The sequence below is a fragment of the Allochromatium vinosum DSM 180 genome, from assembly GCF_000025485.1.
Classification (GTDB): Bacteria; Pseudomonadota; Gammaproteobacteria; order Chromatiales; family Chromatiaceae; genus Thermochromatium; species Thermochromatium vinosum.
Genome location: NC_013851.1, coordinates 3434697 through 3451367 on the forward strand (window position 1 = coordinate 3434697; position 16671 = coordinate 3451367).

16 protein-coding genes are annotated in these 16671 nt (G+C 64.3%); 11 read left to right on the forward strand and 5 right to left on the reverse strand.

The genetic code is table 11. The annotated features are described in order from the left end of the window. Positions 1-14 precede the first annotated feature (14 nt). From rpmE to ALVIN_RS15225, 3 genes are all read left to right on the forward strand, one after another. Positions 15-215, forward strand: a complete 201-nt coding sequence (rpmE, locus tag ALVIN_RS15215; RefSeq protein WP_012972215.1) for a 50S ribosomal protein L31 — start codon at positions 15-17, stop codon at positions 213-215. A 350-nt stretch (positions 216-565) separates the two neighbouring features. Next, a complete protein-coding gene (locus ALVIN_RS15220; RefSeq protein WP_012972216.1) occupies positions 566-1825 on the forward strand; it encodes a malic enzyme-like NAD(P)-binding protein in 1260 nt (419 codons plus the stop codon). A gap of 108 nt (positions 1826-1933) precedes the next feature. Further along, a complete protein-coding gene (locus tag ALVIN_RS15225; RefSeq protein WP_012972217.1) occupies positions 1934-3220 on the forward strand; it encodes a citrate synthase in 1287 nt (428 codons plus the stop codon). Here ALVIN_RS15225 and ALVIN_RS15230 read toward each other — a convergent pair. Beyond that, positions 3196-3861 carry a hypothetical protein gene (locus ALVIN_RS15230; protein WP_012972218.1) on the reverse strand — a complete coding sequence of 222 codons (666 nt, stop codon included), beginning with the start codon at positions 3859-3861 and terminating at the stop codon, positions 3196-3198. The genes ALVIN_RS15225 and ALVIN_RS15230 overlap by 25 nt on opposite strands. Positions 3862-4138: 277 nt before the next feature. Between ALVIN_RS15230 and ALVIN_RS15235 the strand changes: the two genes are divergently transcribed. The 7 genes from ALVIN_RS15235 to aroB all read left to right on the forward strand — a co-directional run bounded on the left by ALVIN_RS15235 (position 4139) and on the right by aroB (position 11053). Further along, positions 4139-5212, forward strand: a complete 1074-nt coding sequence (locus ALVIN_RS15235) for a pilus assembly protein PilM (RefSeq protein WP_012972219.1) — start codon at positions 4139-4141, stop codon at positions 5210-5212. Further along, positions 5212-5814: a PilN domain-containing protein gene (locus tag ALVIN_RS15240; protein ID WP_012972220.1), complete on the forward strand. Its 603-nt coding sequence runs from the start codon at positions 5212-5214 to the stop codon at positions 5812-5814. The genes ALVIN_RS15235 and ALVIN_RS15240 overlap by 1 nt, the downstream gene beginning before the upstream one ends. A 46-nt stretch (positions 5815-5860) precedes the next feature. Next, positions 5861-6481 (forward strand): type IV pilus inner membrane component PilO, encoded by a 621-nt coding sequence (locus ALVIN_RS15245; RefSeq protein WP_012972221.1) that lies wholly within the window; start codon positions 5861-5863, stop codon positions 6479-6481. Further along, positions 6481-6999, forward strand: coding sequence for a pilus assembly protein PilP (locus tag ALVIN_RS15250; protein ID WP_012972222.1), 519 nt, complete (start codon positions 6481-6483; stop codon positions 6997-6999). The genes ALVIN_RS15245 and ALVIN_RS15250 overlap by 1 nt, the downstream gene beginning before the upstream one ends. Before the next feature lie 17 nt (positions 7000-7016). Further along, positions 7017-9380, forward strand: a complete 2364-nt coding sequence (gene pilQ / locus ALVIN_RS15255; protein ID WP_012972223.1) for a type IV pilus secretin PilQ — start codon at positions 7017-7019, stop codon at positions 9378-9380. A gap of 78 nt (positions 9381-9458) precedes the next feature. Further along, a complete protein-coding gene (aroK, locus tag ALVIN_RS15260) occupies positions 9459-9983 on the forward strand; it encodes a shikimate kinase AroK (RefSeq protein ID WP_012972224.1) in 525 nt (174 codons plus the stop codon). Positions 9984-9985: 2 nt separating this feature from the next. Next, a complete protein-coding gene (gene aroB / locus ALVIN_RS15265; protein ID WP_012972225.1) occupies positions 9986-11053 on the forward strand; it encodes a 3-dehydroquinate synthase in 1068 nt (355 codons plus the stop codon). A gap of 74 nt (positions 11054-11127) precedes the next feature. On the opposite strand, the gene ALVIN_RS15270 is transcribed toward aroB, so the two are convergent. Further along, positions 11128-12270 carry a glycosyltransferase gene (locus tag ALVIN_RS15270; RefSeq protein ID WP_012972226.1) on the reverse strand — a complete coding sequence of 381 codons (1143 nt, stop codon included), beginning with the start codon at positions 12268-12270 and terminating at the stop codon, positions 11128-11130. 147 nt (positions 12271-12417) lie between these two features. Between ALVIN_RS15270 and ALVIN_RS15275 the strand changes: the two genes are divergently transcribed. Next, positions 12418-13785 (forward strand): O-antigen ligase family protein, encoded by a 1368-nt coding sequence (locus ALVIN_RS15275; RefSeq protein WP_012972227.1) that lies wholly within the window; start codon positions 12418-12420, stop codon positions 13783-13785. Here the strand turns inward: ALVIN_RS15275 and ALVIN_RS15280 are convergent. The 3 genes from ALVIN_RS15280 to aroE are packed head-to-tail and all read right to left on the reverse strand — an operon-like array spanning position 13749 to position 16645. Then, positions 13749-14864: a glycosyltransferase gene (locus tag ALVIN_RS15280; RefSeq protein ID WP_012972228.1), complete on the reverse strand. Its 1116-nt coding sequence runs from the start codon at positions 14862-14864 to the stop codon at positions 13749-13751. The genes ALVIN_RS15275 and ALVIN_RS15280 overlap by 37 nt on opposite strands. A 31-nt stretch (positions 14865-14895) precedes the next feature. Next, a complete protein-coding gene (locus tag ALVIN_RS15285; protein ID WP_012972229.1) occupies positions 14896-15771 on the reverse strand; it encodes an NAD(P)-dependent oxidoreductase in 876 nt (291 codons plus the stop codon). 28 nt (positions 15772-15799) lie between these two features. Continuing rightward, entirely contained in the window at positions 15800-16645 is an 846-nt protein-coding gene (gene aroE, locus ALVIN_RS15290; RefSeq protein WP_012972230.1) for a shikimate dehydrogenase, read from the reverse strand. Positions 16646-16671: the final 26 nt, after the last annotated feature.

Consider the following 16671-nt stretch of genomic DNA (forward strand, 5'->3'; position numbering starts at 1 on the left):
GCAAAAGGGTCACCATGAAAGAAGGAATCCACCCCGAATACCATGACGTGAAGGTGGTCTGCAGCTGCGGCAACGCATTCACGACCCGCTCCACCAAAGGAAAGGAGATGCACGTGGAAGTCTGCTCCGCCTGCCATCCCTTCTACACCGGCAAGCAGAAGGTGCTGGACACGGCCGGTCGCGTCGACAAGTTCCGTCGCAAGTACTCGCGCTGAGCACAGCGACCGATACCGCCTGCCCATCCGGACATCGTCGCTCAGATCCCGACCACGAACCCGCGAGACCAAAAGTCTCGGTTCGTGGTCGTGTGCGCGTCGACGATGCCTGGACGATCCAGCCTCCAAGCCGATTCGGCATCGATCTCCCCGATCATTCAAAGCGCGCCTACTTGACTCGCCGCCCGTGCGCGACGATCATGGTGCCTGCTTGCCCGCCCACGCGCGTTCCGTCACGTCACCCCGCTGTCCTTGACCCGGAAGCTCGTCGACTCAGGGCGCCCTGATCGAGGCGCCGGCCGATCGGCCGGCTGGCCCGACCGATTTCATCTCAATCCGCGGAGACCATCGTGACCGATTCCGAGAACAAGGCCCATCTCGACGCCGACCTCAACCGTCAGGCACTCGACTTCCACGCCCTGCCGCGGCCGGGCAAGATCGGCACCGAGGTCACCAAGCCGGCCGAGACCCAGCGGGATCTCTCGCTGGCCTATACGCCAGGCGTGGCCGAACCCGTGCGCCAGATCCACGCCGACCCGGATCTCGCCTACCGCTACACCAACAAGGGCAATCTGGTGGCGGTCATCACCGACGGCACCGCCGTGCTCGGGCTGGGCAATGTCGGCGGGCTGGCCGGCAAGCCGGTGATGGAGGGCAAGGCGGTTCTCTTCAAACGCTTCGCCGACATCGACTGTTTCGACATCGAGGTCGACGCCGAGAGTCCGCAGGCTTTCATCGAGACGGTGGCGCGCATCGCCCCGACCTTTGGCGGCATCAACCTGGAAGACATCGCCGCGCCACATTGCTTCGAGATCGAGCAGGCGCTCGTCGAACAGCTCGACATCCCGGTCTTCCACGACGACCAGCACGGCACCGCGATCATCATCGCCGCCGGTCTGCTCAATGCCCTGGAGCTGCAAGGCAAGACGCTCGCGGAGGCGCGCATCGTTGTCCTGGGCGCGGGGGCGGCCGGTATCGCCGGCGTGCGGCTGCTGCTGGCGCTCGGCGCGCACCCTGACAACATCTTCTGTGTCGACCGCCAGGGTATCATCCATTCCGGGCGTCAGGATCTGAACACCTACAAGCGCGGCGTGGCGGTCGAGACCGAGAAGCGCACGCTCGCCGATGCCATGGACGGTGCCGACGTCTTCATCGGCGTCTCCGGGCCGGATCTGGTCTCGCCCGAGATGCTCGCGTCCATGGCGCCGCGCCCGATCGTCTTCGCGCTCTCCAATCCCGTGCCCGAGATCCGCCCTGCAGTGGCCCTGTCCGTGCGCGACGATCTGGTGATGGCCACCGGACGCTCGGATTATCCGAACCAGATCAACAACGTACTTGGTTTTCCCTTCATCTTCCGCGGCGCGCTCGACGTGCGGGCCTCGTGCATCAACCAAGCCATGCAGATCGCGGCCGTCGAAGCCCTGCGCACGCTCACCCGCGAGCCGGTGCCGGCAGAGGTTCTGGAGGCGTATGGATTGAAGGAACTGAGTTTCGGGCCGGACTACATCATTCCCAAACCATTCGATCCGCGTCTGCGCGAGCGGGTACCAGCGGCGGTCGCGCGTGCGGCCATCGACAGCGGCGTGGCCAGGCTTCAGACCAACCTCTGAATCGACCGGCTCGAGTCGCCTCGATTCGGGTATATGGACCACTAACCGGCAGAGCCCGACGCACGACGACACCCGTCGGCGTCGGGCGACTTGTCCAGGAGCGAGCCCATGACGAACGAAACCATCACCGTCACCAACAACGTCACCGGCGAGAGCCGTGACTTCCCCTTGCGCCAAGGCACTCTGGGGCCGGCGGCGGTCGACATCTCCTCGCTGTACCGTGAGGCCGGATTCTTCACCTACGATCCCGGCTTCATGTCCACTGCCAGCTGCAACAGCCGCATCACCTATATCGATGGTGACGAGGGCGTCCTGCTCTATCGCGGCTATCCCATCGAGCAACTGGCCACCAAGGCGAGCTTCCTGGAAGTCGCCTATCTGCTGCTCTATGGCGAGCTGCCAGGCGAGAAGGATCTGGTCAGTTTCGAACGGTTGATCATGCGTCACACCATGCTCAACGAGAACCTGAAGAACTTCCTCAACGGGTTCCACTACGACGCGCATCCCATGGCCATGCTCATGGGCGTCGTCGGCTCGCTCTCGGCCTTCTATCACGACTCGCTCAGCGTCAACGATCCCCGTCATCGCGAGATCGCCGCGCATCGTCTGATCGCCAAGATCCCCACCATCGCGGCAGCCGCCTACAAGCACAGCGTCGGCGAACCGATCATCTATCCGCGCAATGATCTGCGCTATTGCGCCAACTTCCTGCGCATGATGTTCGCCACGCCCTGCGAGGACTACAAGCCGACCCTGATCGCCGAGAAGGCGATGAATCTGCTGTTCATCCTCCACGCCGACCACGAACAGAACGCCAGCACCTCGACCGTGCGTCTGGCGGCCAGCTCGGGGGCCAATCCCTTCGCCTGCATCGCCGCCGGCATCGCCTCACTCTGGGGACCGGCGCATGGCGGCGCCAACGAAGCCGTGCTCGACATGCTGCTGGAGATCGGCGACGTCAAGAACGTCCCGAAATACATCGAGAAGGCCAAGGACAAGGACGATCCCTTCCGGCTGATGGGCTTCGGCCACCGGGTCTACAAGAACTACGACCCGCGCGCCAAGATCATCCGCGAAGTCTGCTATCAGGTGCTCGACGAGCTGGCCGACAACGACAACCCGCTGTTCGAGCTGGCGATGAAGCTCGAAGAGATCGCGCTCAACGACGAATACTTCGTCGAACGCAAGCTCTATCCGAACGTCGACTTCTACTCCGGCATCATCTATCAGGCGCTCGGCATCCCGCGCAACATGTTCACCGTCATGTTCGCCGTGGCGCGCACCGTCGGCTGGGTCTCGCACTGGATGGAGATGATGGACGACCGCATCGGCCGGCCGCGTCAGATCTACCGTGGACCGAGTCAGCGCGACTATCTGCCGATCTCCAAGCGCTGACAAGGCGCTGACTGGGGTACGCCGGGCGTGCCCTGGTCCTCTCTCGCCAGCATTCGCTCGACCGCCGCGAGATCCGCGCCCAGACCAGGACGGTCGGTGATCGGATCGAGCGGCGGTTGGCGCCGAGCGCGTACCGGCAAGACGATGAGTTCGAATGGGATCTCGCCGGCCAGAAACCCGAAGGCAGGGTGTGCGAGTCGCTGTCCATTCGTATAGCGCAGGATGCGTTCGCCCTCACGCCAGGGAATACCCTGGTCGGCGAGCGTGAAAAGCACGTCTTCCGGCCGATCGGCGAAGAGGAACAGTTCGACACCGTTCTGTCGATCGCCGAGATCGTGCAGGGTCGAGCCGATCAGGCGCGGTTCGAACTCCGACAGCATCCACATCGCCTGCACGGCTTCGCGCTTGAGCGACCGACTCGCCTCATCGTGCCCGGCACCCCAGAACAACTGGCGTTGCATCAGCACGGCCTCCTTGAGCCGTTCATTCGAAGGCCACTGGCGGCGATCCAGGATGCCGGTGCGTTCGGCTGCTTTGCGCCGCGCCGACTCGAAGTCGTTCAAGCCCTGCTCGACCATGATGCGCGCGGCCTCGTAGGCCAGGCGCTCGCGTTGGGTATTGGCATGATCACGCTTCGACATCGAGTGGCCTCCTGTGTGTTCTTTTTTTGCAACAGCCGGAGTTCGGATCAAGGCGAACGGGCGAAACGTCTCGAACACGACAGACGCCCCGGTTCCAAGCCGCCATAAATGGCTGATGGGCCAAGTCTAACTCAGCTGGTGTTGCGGGAATAACGCAATCGACATCAGGGACGATGTGTCTATAATGAGTCGTGGTATTTCTCGAACCTCGGCCTCCTTCGATCGTTGCGCGTCTGGATCGTCTCTGTCGCGCCGGATCACGACCAGCGAGATCACTATGTTTGGCCTCACGCGCAAGAACAGTCCGCTCCTGGGGATCGACATCAGTACGACGGCCATCAAACTGGTCGAGCTATCACGGATCGCCGCGACACCCGTGCCGCGCTTTCGCGTCGAGCACTATGCGATCGAGCCGCTGCCGAGCGCGGCCATCGTCGAGAAAAAGATCGTCGATCACGAAGTGGTCGGCGACGGCATCCGCCGCGCATTGCTCAAGTCGGGCACCAAGACCAAGCGCGCGGCCGTCGCCCTCGCCGGCGCGGCCGTCATCACCAAGATCATCACCCTGCCCGCCGCGCTGAAAGAAGCCGAGATGGAGAGCCAGATCCAGCTCGACGCCGATCAATACATCCCCTATCCGCTCGAAGAGGTCAATCTCGATTTCAGCGTCCTCGGCCCTTCGCCGAACGCTCCCGAACTCGTCGAGGTGCTGCTGGCCGCCTCGCGTCGTGAGAACGTCGACGATCGCATCAGCGTCCTGGAGATCGCCGGACTCACGCCCCTGGTGGTCGACGTCGAGGCTTACGCCATGGAGCACGCCTGCTCGATGCTGCTGGGCGTCAAGGGTGAAGGCAAGGATGCGCCCATCCTGGGTGTCGTGGACGTCGGGGCCTCCACCACGACGCTCCATGTATTCAATGAGGGGCGGATCATGTATACGCGCGAGCAGAACTTCGGCGGCCGACAACTCAGAGAGGAGGTTCAGCGCCGTTATGGTCTCACGGACGAACAGGCGGCGCAGAAGATCCGCGCCGGCGATGTCGCCGACACCTATGAGATCGAGGTGCTCAACCCCTTCAAGGAGGCCCTGGCCCAGCAGATCGGACGGGCGCTGCAATTCTTCTACTCCGGCACGACCTTCAGTAATGTCGACCGGATACTCCTGGCCGGCGGTGCGGCCAGTCTCCCGCGAATCGATGCCCTGGTGGAGGAGCGACTCCGGATCCCCACCACGGTCGCCAATCCATTCGGTCAGATGTCGTTTGCGCCGCGCGTCAACTCCCAGTCACTCATGCGAGAGGCACCGGGAATGATGGTGGCCGTCGGCCTGGCCTTGCGGGGGTTCGACTGATGGCACGCATCAATCTGCTTCCCTGGCGCGAGGCGGCGCGTCAGCAACGCCGGCAGGAATTCCTGACCCTGCTGGGTGTCGCGCTCGGCCTGACGGCCCTGGCCGTCGCCCTGGTGCATTTCTATTTCGAGGATCGGATCAGCGGTCAGCAGGCGCGCAATCAATACCTCAAGACCGAGATCGCCGCGCTCGACCGCAAGATCAAGGAGATCAGCGAGATCGAGAAGACCAAGTCCGATCTGCTCGCGCGCATGGAGATCATCCAGCGCCTGCAGAAGAGCCGCCCCGAGATCGTGCGCCTCTTTGACGAGCTGGTGACGGCCCTGCCCGAGGGAGTCTATCTGACCAAGCTCGAACAGTCGGAGCGCACCGTCACGCTCGAGGGACGCGCCCAATCGAATGCGCGGGTCTCGGCCTTCATGCGCCGGATCGAGAGCTCGCAGTCCATCGGCCAGCCGCGTCTGATGTTGATCGAGAACAAGGACAAGACAGGCACCGGACTCAGTCATTTCCGCCTGTCGTTCAATCAGAACAGCCCGGAACCCGAGACGCCGGCAGCAAAACCGGCCAAGCCGGCTCGGAAACCGGCCCGCAAGGCCTGATCGGCTTCAGGGCGAGTCATACAGTCATCCGAATCGGAGCCGGCGCATGGATCTCAACGAACTCAACCAACTCGATATCAACGATTTCGGTGAGTGGCCGATTCCGATCAAGGCGGTCGCCATCCTGATCGCCTGTATCGCCCTCGGTGGTCTGGCCTACTATTACGACACCAGCGGTCAGCTCGACCGGCTCGCGCAGGAGCAGAAGACGGAGCAGGATCTGCGTACCAGTCTGGCGATCAAGCAGCAGAAGGCCGCCAACCTGCAAGCCTATCGCGATCAGCTCGCCGAGATGGAGCAGTCCTTCGGTGCCATGCTCAAGCAACTGCCCAATCGTACCGAGGTCGCCGCACTGCTCGTCGATGTCTCGCAGACGGGTCTGGCCAACGGATTGGAGTTCGAACTCTTCCAGCCCGAGAACGAGATCACGCGGGAGTTCTATGCCGAGTTGCCGATCCGCATCCGCGTGCGCGGCAACTATCACGATTTCGGGCGTTTCGTCAGTGGATTGGCCGCCCTGCCGCGCATCGTCACCATCCATGACGTTCAGATCTCCGACAGCGCCGGGCAATCGACCGGGGGACAGCCCGCCGGGACGGGTGACGGGCCATTGGTCCTGCAAGCCACGGTCAAGACCTATCGCTATCTGGAAGAGGGAGTGCAATGATGATCACGCTCCGGCTCCAATGGCTGTTGCCGGTCCTGCTGCTCGCGGGTTGCGGTGCCAATGATACGAGCGATCTCCAGGCCTATGTGCGTCAGGTCAATGCGCGCCCTCCCGGTCCGATCGAGCCATTGCCGCCGATCGAACCGGTCGAGACCTTCGTCTATGAGCCGGGCGAGCGGCGCGATCCCTTTCAATCCGATGTCCAGACCGAGCCGCAGGAGTTGGCCGCACTCGACGGTGGTCCGGCTCCGGACCCCAATCGGCCAAGGGAAGAACTCGAAGGTCATCCGCTCGATTCGCTGCGCATGGTCGGCACGCTCGAACAGGATGGCTCGCGCTGGGGACTGGTCCGCACCAAGGAAGGGGTCGTACATCGCGTCACGGTCGGTAACTACATGGGCCAAAATCATGGTCAGATCGTCTCGATCGACCTGGACGCCATTCAATTGAACGAAATCGTCTCCGACGCCCCGGGCCAATGGCGCGAACGCGCGGCCACGGTTGCGCTGAGCAAATAGATTCCGGAGGGGGACCAATGAACAGTCCACGTCAGAGTGCACGCACCGTTGGTTGTGAGTGGCGCCATGGGAGGGGCAAGCGCTCCTGGCTAGTATCCACGCTGTTGCTGGTCTTGGCGGTGCCGGTGTCGGCGGCTGACCTACAGGACGTGCAATTTTCGGCCCTTCCGGGCAATCAGGTTCAGGTTCAGTTGACACTGAGTGGTCCGATCGCTCAGCCTCAGACCTTCGCGACCGAGTCACCGGCGCGCATCGCCATGGATCTGCCCGGTGTGAACAGCCGGCTCGCGAGCAAATCCGTTCCGATCGGACTCGGTCCCGTCCACAGCCTGGTCGCGGTCGAGGCCAGCGATCGTACCCGCGTGGTGCTCAATCTGACGGATCCGGTTCCCTACGAAGTCAGTACATCCGGCAATCAGGTCACGATCAAGATCGCCGCTCGGGGCCGCGCGGCTCCGCCGCCTCCCGCCGCTGCGCAAACGGTTCGCACGGGAACCACCGTGGATCAAGCCACGGCGCGGACTGACACACCGGCCTGGAGCCAGCCGCCCCGGTCGCGTCAGAGCGCTGGAGCGGGACCGGCTGTGCGCGACATCGATTTCCGGCGCGGTTCGACGGGAGAGGGCCGGATCGTCATTCGGCTCCCAAGTCCGGATACGCGGGTCGCGGTGCGCGAGCAGGCCAGCCGTGTCTATGTCGATCTTTATCAGACTTCGCTGCCGCAGCGGCTCTATCGTCGGCTTGATGTCGTCGACTTCGCCACGCCCGTGACCATGGTGGAATCGCGCCCCAATGGTTCCAACGTCGAGATCGAGGTGCAGACTCAGGGTGATTTCGACTACATGGCCTATCAGACCGATGAGTTGTTCACGCTCGACTTCAGGGCGCTCACGGTAGCCGAGAAGGAGGAGATCGCGCGTCAGAAGGTGGTCTACGATGGCGAGCGTCTGTCGCTGAACTTCCAGGACATCGAGGTGCGGGCGGTGTTGCAGGTGCTCGCCGACTTCACCGATCTCAATCTGGTGGCCAGTGATACCGTTGGCGGCAACATCACGCTGCGCCTGAAGAACGTCCCCTGGGATCAGGCGCTCGATATCATTCTCAAAACCAAGGGATTGGCGATGCGGCAGAATGGTAATGTGCTCATGGTCGCACCGGCACAGGAACTGGCCGCTCAAGAGCAGCTCGAAATGGAGTCGATGCAGAAGATCGAGGAGCTTGCGCCGCTGCGTACCGAGTTCATCCAGGTCAACTACGCCAAGGCTGCTGACATCGCCGCTGTTCTGAGCGGAGCGGGGCGTGCCGCTTCTAACCCGGCATCGCCAGATGCTCGCCAAACCGGTACAGCGACACGACGTGATCAGGTTGGCGCTTCCGGTCTGGCTCAGGTCGCCGCTGCAGCGGGAGTCTCGGATCGCGGCATCCTGTCGCCGCGTGGTTCCCTGACCTTCGATGAGCGGACCAATACGCTGATCGTGCAAGACACGCTGACCGCACTCGAAGAAGTGCGTCGGGTCGTCAATCTGCTTGATGTCGCCGTGCGCCAAGTCATGATCGAGTCGCGTGTCGTTATCGCGAACAACAGCTTTGCGCGTGATCTGGGGGTGCGCTTCGGGGTCTCAGGTTCGATGGGAAAAGTCGGCGACAATGAAGTTCTGATCGGTGGTGGTCAAAATGGATATTTGGCCGTTGGAGATTATGATTCCGGACCGTTCGGTCTGAATGCAAGTACGGGTACACCTTACAATTCGACTCTGACAGATGATGCTGGAAATGCAACGCTCATCACAAATCTGCCCGCCACAACGATTCAAGACGCAGCGTCCGGGTCAATCGATTTTTTGATTGGGAAGGTCGGTTCGTATTTGATTCAGCTGGAACTTTCCGCCATGCAGCGCGAGGGGCGCGGTGAAATAATCTCAAGTCCGCGAGTCATTACGGCCGACAAGAACAAAGCCACCATCAAGGTCGGCAGTGAAATTCCCTATCAAGAGCAATCCGGCCAAGGAAATACATCCATTGCCTTCAAGGAGGCCGTACTTCAGCTCGATGTGACGCCGCAGATCACTCCCGACGACCGAATCATCATGGATCTGGAAGTCAGAAAGGATCGACCTGACTGGTCTCGGAGTATCAATAACACGCCACCAATCGACACACGCTCGGTCAAGACGAACGTCGTGATCGACAATGGCGAAACCGTTGTGCTTGGAGGTGTTTTTGAGCGCGAAAAAACATTCAGCAAGGAGCAGGTACCTTGGCTCGGCGATGTTCCGGTATTGGGTCGTCTGTTTAAGCAGGAAGCTCGCCAGGATTCCAATACGGAACTGCTGATCTTCGTAACGCCCAAAATCCTGAAGAGCGATCTGGTCGAACGATGAGCCTCATGTCTCCATCGAACCGACTCGCCACTGTCTCCGGCCTTGCCTAAGCGCCCAAAATCTGGCATACCTTTCGCCATGTTACGTGCACAGAATATCTTCATCGTCGGCCCGATGGGCGCCGGCAAGAGTACCGTCGGACGCCAACTGGCCGAGGCGCTGTCCTATACCTTCAAGGACAGCGACCACGAGATCCAGCGCCGAACGGGTGTCGACATCCCCACCATCTTCGAGTTCGAAGGCGAATCCGGCTTTCGCGCCCGCGAGCGTCAGGTCATCGAGGAACTGGTCGCCGAGGAGCGGATCGTCCTCGCGACCGGCGGCGGCGCCGTGTTGAACCCCGAAAACCGCCAGGATCTCTCCGCTCGCGGCGTGGTCATCTACCTGCATTGCAGCCCCGAGCAGCAATACGCCCGCACCGCCCGCGACCGCAACCGCCCCCTGCTCGAAACCGAAGATCCACTCAACCGTCTGCGCGAAATCATGGCTGAACGTGAGCCGCTCTATCGACAGGTCGCCGATCTCGTGGTCTCGACCGAGAAGCGCGGCACCAGCTCGGTGGTCAAGGAGATCTGCCGCCGACTGGAGTCCGAGGACGTCTGACGATGCGAACATTGAACGTCGATCTCGGGGCGCGCAGTTACCCCATCCACATCGGTTCCGGCCTGCTGGCCGACGGCGATCTCTACCGGCCCCATCTGCGCAGCTTGCAGGTCATGATCGTCACCAACGAGACGGTCGCCCCGCTCTATCTGGAGCCGGTCCGACAAGCCCTGGACGGACTCCAGGTCCGCGAGGTCATCCTGCCCGATGGCGAGGTCTACAAGACGCTGGAGGTCTGGAACCGGATCTTCGATGCCCTGCTCGCCGAACGCTTTGCGCGCGACTGCACCCTGATCGCACTCGGCGGCGGCGTGATCGGCGACATGACCGGCTTCGCCGCCGCCTGCTACCAGCGCGGCGTCGACTTCATCCAGGTGCCGACCACGCTCCTGGCTCAGGTCGATTCCTCGGTCGGCGGCAAGACCGGCCTCAACCACCCGGCCGGCAAGAACATGATCGGTGCCTTTCACCAGCCGCGCGCGGTCATCGCCGACACCGACACGCTCGTCACCCTGCCGCAACGCGAACTCTCGGCCGGAATGGCCGAGGTGCTCAAATATGGCTTCATCCGTGATGCGGCCTTCCTCGACTGGCTCGAATGTCACATGACGGAGCTGATGTCGCGCGATCCCGAAGCGCTGGCGCATGCCATCTGGCGCTCGTGCGAAGTCAAGGCGCAGATCGTCGCTGAGGACGAGTTCGAATCCGGCAGCCGCGCCCTGCTCAATCTCGGTCACACCTTCGGTCATGCCATCGAGGCCGGCGTCGGCTATGGTGAATGGCTGCACGGCGAGGCGGTCGGCGCGGGCATCTGTCTGGCCGCTGTGCTCTCGGCACGGCTCGGTTGGCTGACCGAGGCCGAACTCAAGCGCACTCGCCGTCTGATCGCCGGCGCCGGTCTGCCGACCGGGCGTCCGGCGGAACTGTCGCCCGAGCGGATGCTGGAACTCATGGCCGTCGACAAAAAGGTGCTCGCCGGCCAGCTGCGTCTGGTTCTGCTCCGGCAGCTCGGCGAGGCGGTCGTCACCAGTGAGTTCGATCGCGACGAACTGAACCACATTCTGGCTTGAGCCGCCGTCTGCATCTCAGCAATCGTTGCCAGTCCTGTGAACGGACGCCTGCCTTTGGGATCGTCGGACCGGAACTAGCCGACGAGACCAAAGGCTTCCAGATAGCCCCGTGCACTGACATCCAGCCGATAGTCGTTCACCGCCTCGCGCAAGACCTCGGGAGCCAGTGGCTGACGTAGCGTCTCCTCCATGGCCCGCGCCAGCGCCTCGACGTCGCCGACCGGAACCAGCGGACCATAGCGACCATTCTGGAGGATCTCGCGCGGTCCGCTACGGCAATCGGTCGCAACCACGGGCACACCCAGCGCCAGTGACTCGGTCAGGACGTTGGGCGAGCCTTCCCACAGCGAGGACAGCACGAACAGTCCGGCGCGTGCCAGGAAGCGATACGGATTGGGATCGAACCCGTGCAGCTCCACCGCCTCCCCCACACCCAGCTCCCCGGCCAGCCGTCTGAGCCGCTCGCGCTGGCGTCCCTGGCCAAGGATCAGCAGCCGGCAGGGACGCTGCCGATGCACCTGAGCGAAGGCGCGGATGAGCGTTGCGAAATCTTTCTGGAGCCGCAGACCGCCGACACCCATGATCACCGGCGGCTCGCCAGGCGCGAACCAGGGGTGATCGAGCGGCGCCAGCGCGCTCTGTTCCAGTTCCGGAGTGATGTTGGGATTGCGCACGACCCGAATGCGATCGAGCGGCAGCCCGGTGATCGCGGCGACGTCCTCGGCTACGCCATGTGATACGGCGATGATGCCGTCGGCGCGTCGGTAGAGCCGGGTTAGCTGATACCGCTCCCACCAGCGCTTGAGCGGATTGCGGCCGCGCGCGCTCCAGCGCTCGGACTGGGTGGTGCCTGGACGCAGGACATAGCGCGTGTCGCCGGACTGGGACGATTTGACGGCAAGCGCGACCCGATCGTCGTCGGTCTTGGCCGTGAGCACGATCGCCGGGCGCTCGCGTTCGACATAGTCGTGCAGGAAGCGGCGGCGCGCGCGTCGGTCACGTTCGGTCAGGTGATGCAGGCGCACGCTCGCGGGCAGCGTGTCGAGATAGGGCGCGTCGGGCGGGCCGACCACGAAATCGACCACGAAGCCCTGCTCGGCAATCCCGTGGGCGATGTTGGTCATCATGCGCTCCACGCCGCCATCACCGAAGCTCGGCAGGAACAGACAGACAGGACGTGATCGAGTGACCTCGGCGGGTGTGGACTCGGCTGACACGGCGATGGATCTCCATCCAGGCGGCGCGCGGCCGCGTCGAATTGAGCCTGAAGGGCTGACGGCCAAGCGTCTACAAACCAGGCAGAGCGCACTATTATATCGGTTCCAGCACCCTCCCCGTTCGCTATCCACGTGAGAATCCGCCGCATGTCATCGACGCTCGACCGCTCACTTCCGTTCGCCCCCCCCGATGGCGTGGAGCGTGTGGGTCTGTTCGGACTCTACCTGTTCGCCGCCTTCGCCTGGCTCGGTACGACGCCTGCCACGCTCGGACTGGCTCTGCTGACGGTGGCCTTCGTGTCGAATCGTCCGGACTGGCGTTCGCTGGGGCGAGATCCGGCCGTGCGGCTGGGGTTGATCCTGCTTGGTTTTCTGGTCGCACACAGCCTTGTCCAGGCCATGCTGGCGCCCAGCGCGGAACGAACAGCGACCATCTTCGGTGGCGGGCTGGACTGGCTCAAGCTGATGCTCTTCATCCCGCTCGCTCACTGGTGTGCCGGGCGACCCGAGCGGGTGCGCAGGCTGCTGTTGCTCGCCGCGCTGGGCTTCACGCTCGCGGTCCTGCGCAAGATCGACTGGGCGAACTTCGGGCCGGAGTTCTTCTCGACCCGCTTCGAGTCCTATCTGCCGGCCATCGCCTTCGGCATGTTCACGGGGCTGGGTGCGCTCGGACTCATCATAGTGCGTCAGGCATTCTGGGGACGCTTCCCGGCGGGTTGGCCGCGTCGGCTGGGCGTGATCCTCTGGGCGCTCTGGCTGCTGTTCATGCTGGAGGGGCTGTTGCTGTCGCAGTCGCGTGGCTCCTGGCTCGCCTTTATCAGTGCGCTGACGGTTCTGGTCATCCTCGAATGGCGCGGGTACTCAGCGGCGAAAGGCGCCAGACTGAGACACCAGCGCTACTGGCTCGTCCTGCCCGTCGTCGGTGTGATACTGCTCGGCGGTCTGCTGGCGCAGACGCAGACGGTTCAAAAGCGCTTCAGCGAGCACACCGATACCCTGATCGACATTGTGCGCGGCGAAACGGCGACTGTGGAGTCCGATCCGGTCGGACTGCGCTTCAAGGCCCTGCTGTTCGCGCGCGACATCTGGGGCGAGCGGCCCTGGTTCGGGTGGGGCGCCGGCACCAGTCGCGAACTGATCGCCGCCAGCGGGCGTCCCGAGGCGCTGTTCGACCAGGATCACTGGCTGCCGCATCTGCACAACACCTATGCCGAGATTCTGGTCCAGTTCGGCGCCGTCGGCCTGACCCTGATCGCGGCTCTGGTCTGGGTGCTCGCGCGCTCCGGCTTCAAGGCCGGTCGCGCCGGACGCCTGCCCGCCGATCTCGGTCGCTTCTATCTGGTGGCGTTCGTCTTCGTGCTGATCTGGTGTCTGTTCAACTATCGGGTCGTGCGCACCGACTGGCTGTTCTTCTGGATCCTCGTCGCCGGCACCCTGCATGGACTCAGTGGCGGCCGTGGCGCGACCTCCCCCGACGCTCAGGCCCAGGCCGGCAACCCCATGGCGTCGAGATAGGCGCTGGTCGCCGCCTCGATCTCGAAGCGGCGGGCCGCCTGCTGGAGTTCTTCACGCGGCAGCGGGGCGTCGAGCGTGGTACCCATGGCCTCGGCGAGCGCCGCCTCGTCGCCGACCGGCACCAGGGGGCCATAGCGCCCGTTATCCAGGATCTCGCGCGGACCGCTCGGACAGTCGGTCGAGACCACGGGCGTGCCGACCGCCAGCGCTTCGACCGGCACGAAGGGCAGCCCCTCCCAGCGTGAGGAGAAGGCGAAGAGCGCGGCATGAGCCATGTAGGCATAGGGCTGCGGCACGAAGCCGGGCAGTGCGACATCCTCTCCGACACCCAGGCTCGCGGCCAGCGTCAGCAGGCGCTCGCGATGCCGCCCTTCACCGAGGATCATGAGCCGCGCCGGCCGCTGGGAACGCAGACGGGCGAAGGCACGGATCAGGGTGGCGAAATCCTTTCGTCCGCAGAGTTCGCCGACGCTCAGGATCAGCGGCGGCTGTCCGGGCGCGAACCAGGGATGATCCGGCACCGGCAGCGGTTCCTCGAACAGACGCGCCGGCACCACGGGCGAGGGCACGGCCCGGATGCGCGCGCGTTCCAGCCCGGTATAGGCGGCCATGTCGTCGGCGGCCCCGAGGCTCGGCACCAGCACGCGATCGGCGAAGCGATAGAGCCGCCCCATCGATCGGCGCTGGACCCAGCGGTCGAGCACGCCGCGCGAGGCCAGATCCACGGAGATGGTGATCCCGGAGCGCAGGATCAGGCGCGTTTGGGTTCCGGCCAGGGCACGCGCGGCCAGGGCCAGCCGGTTGACGCGATCCTTGTCCGATAGCATGACCACCGGACGCTCACGACGCAGATAGCGCGCCACGGCCGGCAGGGTGAGCAGGGTGTGCGCCGTCCCGAGATCGACGATACGCGGCGCCGGGTCACAGTGTTCGAGATGCGGCCCATGCTCGCGCACCCTGAGCAGATCGACCCGATAGCCGCGCCCGACGAGCGCCGGCAGCAGATGGCGCGCCAGCCGATCGACACCACTGTGACCGGAGGTGGAGAGAAAACAGGCAATGCGCGGCGGTAACGGCATGGGCGATCCCACTCAACTGAGGGACGAAGTGTTATGACGGATCAGCTCGACGCGGCGCGAGCGCTTCGTAGAGCGCGGAGTAATCGGCCTCGCCATACCCCATGGATTCGGCCTGGAGACAGCCGGACTCGATGGCCTCGATCAACCGGGTGTCGAGTCCGGCCTCCTCGGCCACGCGCCGGAAGAGCGCGACATCCTTGCGCAGATGCTTGAGCGGGAAGTTGGCCGCACCATAGTCGTGGGCCAGATACTTGTCGAGCTTCTTATCGAAGGTTTTGGCATGGAGCGCACTGGCGCGTAACAGCTCCATGAAAGTCTCGATCGCCAGTCCCTCGCGGCGCACCAGCCCCAGGCTCAGTGAGAAAGTCGCCGTCAGCCCTGCGATCAGCTGGTTCATGGCCAGCTTCAGGGCCGCGCCCTGCCCCACCGCACCGATCAGGCGCGGATCGCGGCTCAGGTCGCGGAAGACGGGCAGACAGCGTTCGTAGAGATCCGGGTCGCTGCCGGCCATGAGGATCAGCGTGCCTTCGCGCGCCTCGGGCAGACTGCCGAGCACCGGGGCTTCCAGATACTCACCGCCCTGCGCGGCCACGTGATCGGCGATCTCCTGGCTCTCGCGCGGGGCGATGGTGCCCATCTGCACCAGGATGCGTCCGGCGAGCGCGTCGGCATCGCCCTGCTCGAACAGGGTATCGAGAATGGCGCGCGCATCACTCAGGAGCAGCAGCGTCATCTCTGCGGCATCGATCGCTTCCCAGGCGCTCGCCGCCAGGGTCAGACCCCGCTGGCGCGCCGACTCGGCCCGCTCGACGCCGCGATTCCAGCCGATCACCTCATGCCCCTGGCGCTTGAGTCGCAGCGCGATCTCAGAGCCAAGCAGCCCCATGCCCAATACCGCGATCTTCATCCGCATCCTCCGCGAGACAGTCCGCCGCTCAGGTCGGCGGGGGTGACGATAGAGACGCCGGCCGGCGCAACGACGCGATGACAGGTCCGGTCTCGGGCCGCACGCCACGCCACAGCCAAAAGGATTCGGCCGCCTGCTCGATCAGCATCCCCAGACCGTCGAGCACACGCGCCGCACCATGTTCGCTGCCCCAGCGACAGAAGGGCGTGGGCCGATCGCCGTAGAGCATGTCATAGGTCCAGCCGTCGGGCGCGAGGCAGTCGTCCGGAATCGCCGGCACGGCGTCGGCCAGTCCCGCCGACGTGGCATGGATGATGAGGTCGAAGCGCTCGCCCGCCAAGCCGTCGAACCCACAACCCTCGACCGGACCGAGCGCGCGACCGAGCCGTGCCAGCTCCAGCGCCTTGGACGCCGTGCGGTTGGCGATGACCAGACGCGCCAGTCCGGTCCCAAGCAGCGGCTGGAGCACGCCGCGCGCCGCCCCGCCCGCGCCGAGCATCAGGACGCGCGCACCCGCGAAGTCGAAGCCGTGGTTGTCGGTCAGATCGCGCACCAGTCCGACTCCATCGGTGTTCTCGCCCCGCAGCCGGCCATCGTCGAGCCGGATGAGCGTATTGACCGCGCCGGCGAGTTCGGCGCGTGCACTGCGCTCGTCGGCCAGCGCCCAGGCCTGCTCCTTGAACGGCACGGTGACGTTCAGCCCCAGTCCGCCGGACTCCAGGAAGCGGCGCACGTCGCCGGCGAAGTCGTCGAGCGCGCCGAGCAGGCGCCCGTATTCCAGATCCTGCCCGGTCTGGCGCGCGAAGGCGGCGTGGATGACGGGCGACTTGCTGTGGGCGATGGGATGGCCGATGACGGCGTAATGGTCGGTCATGGTTGGCGGAAGATCCTGATGTCGCG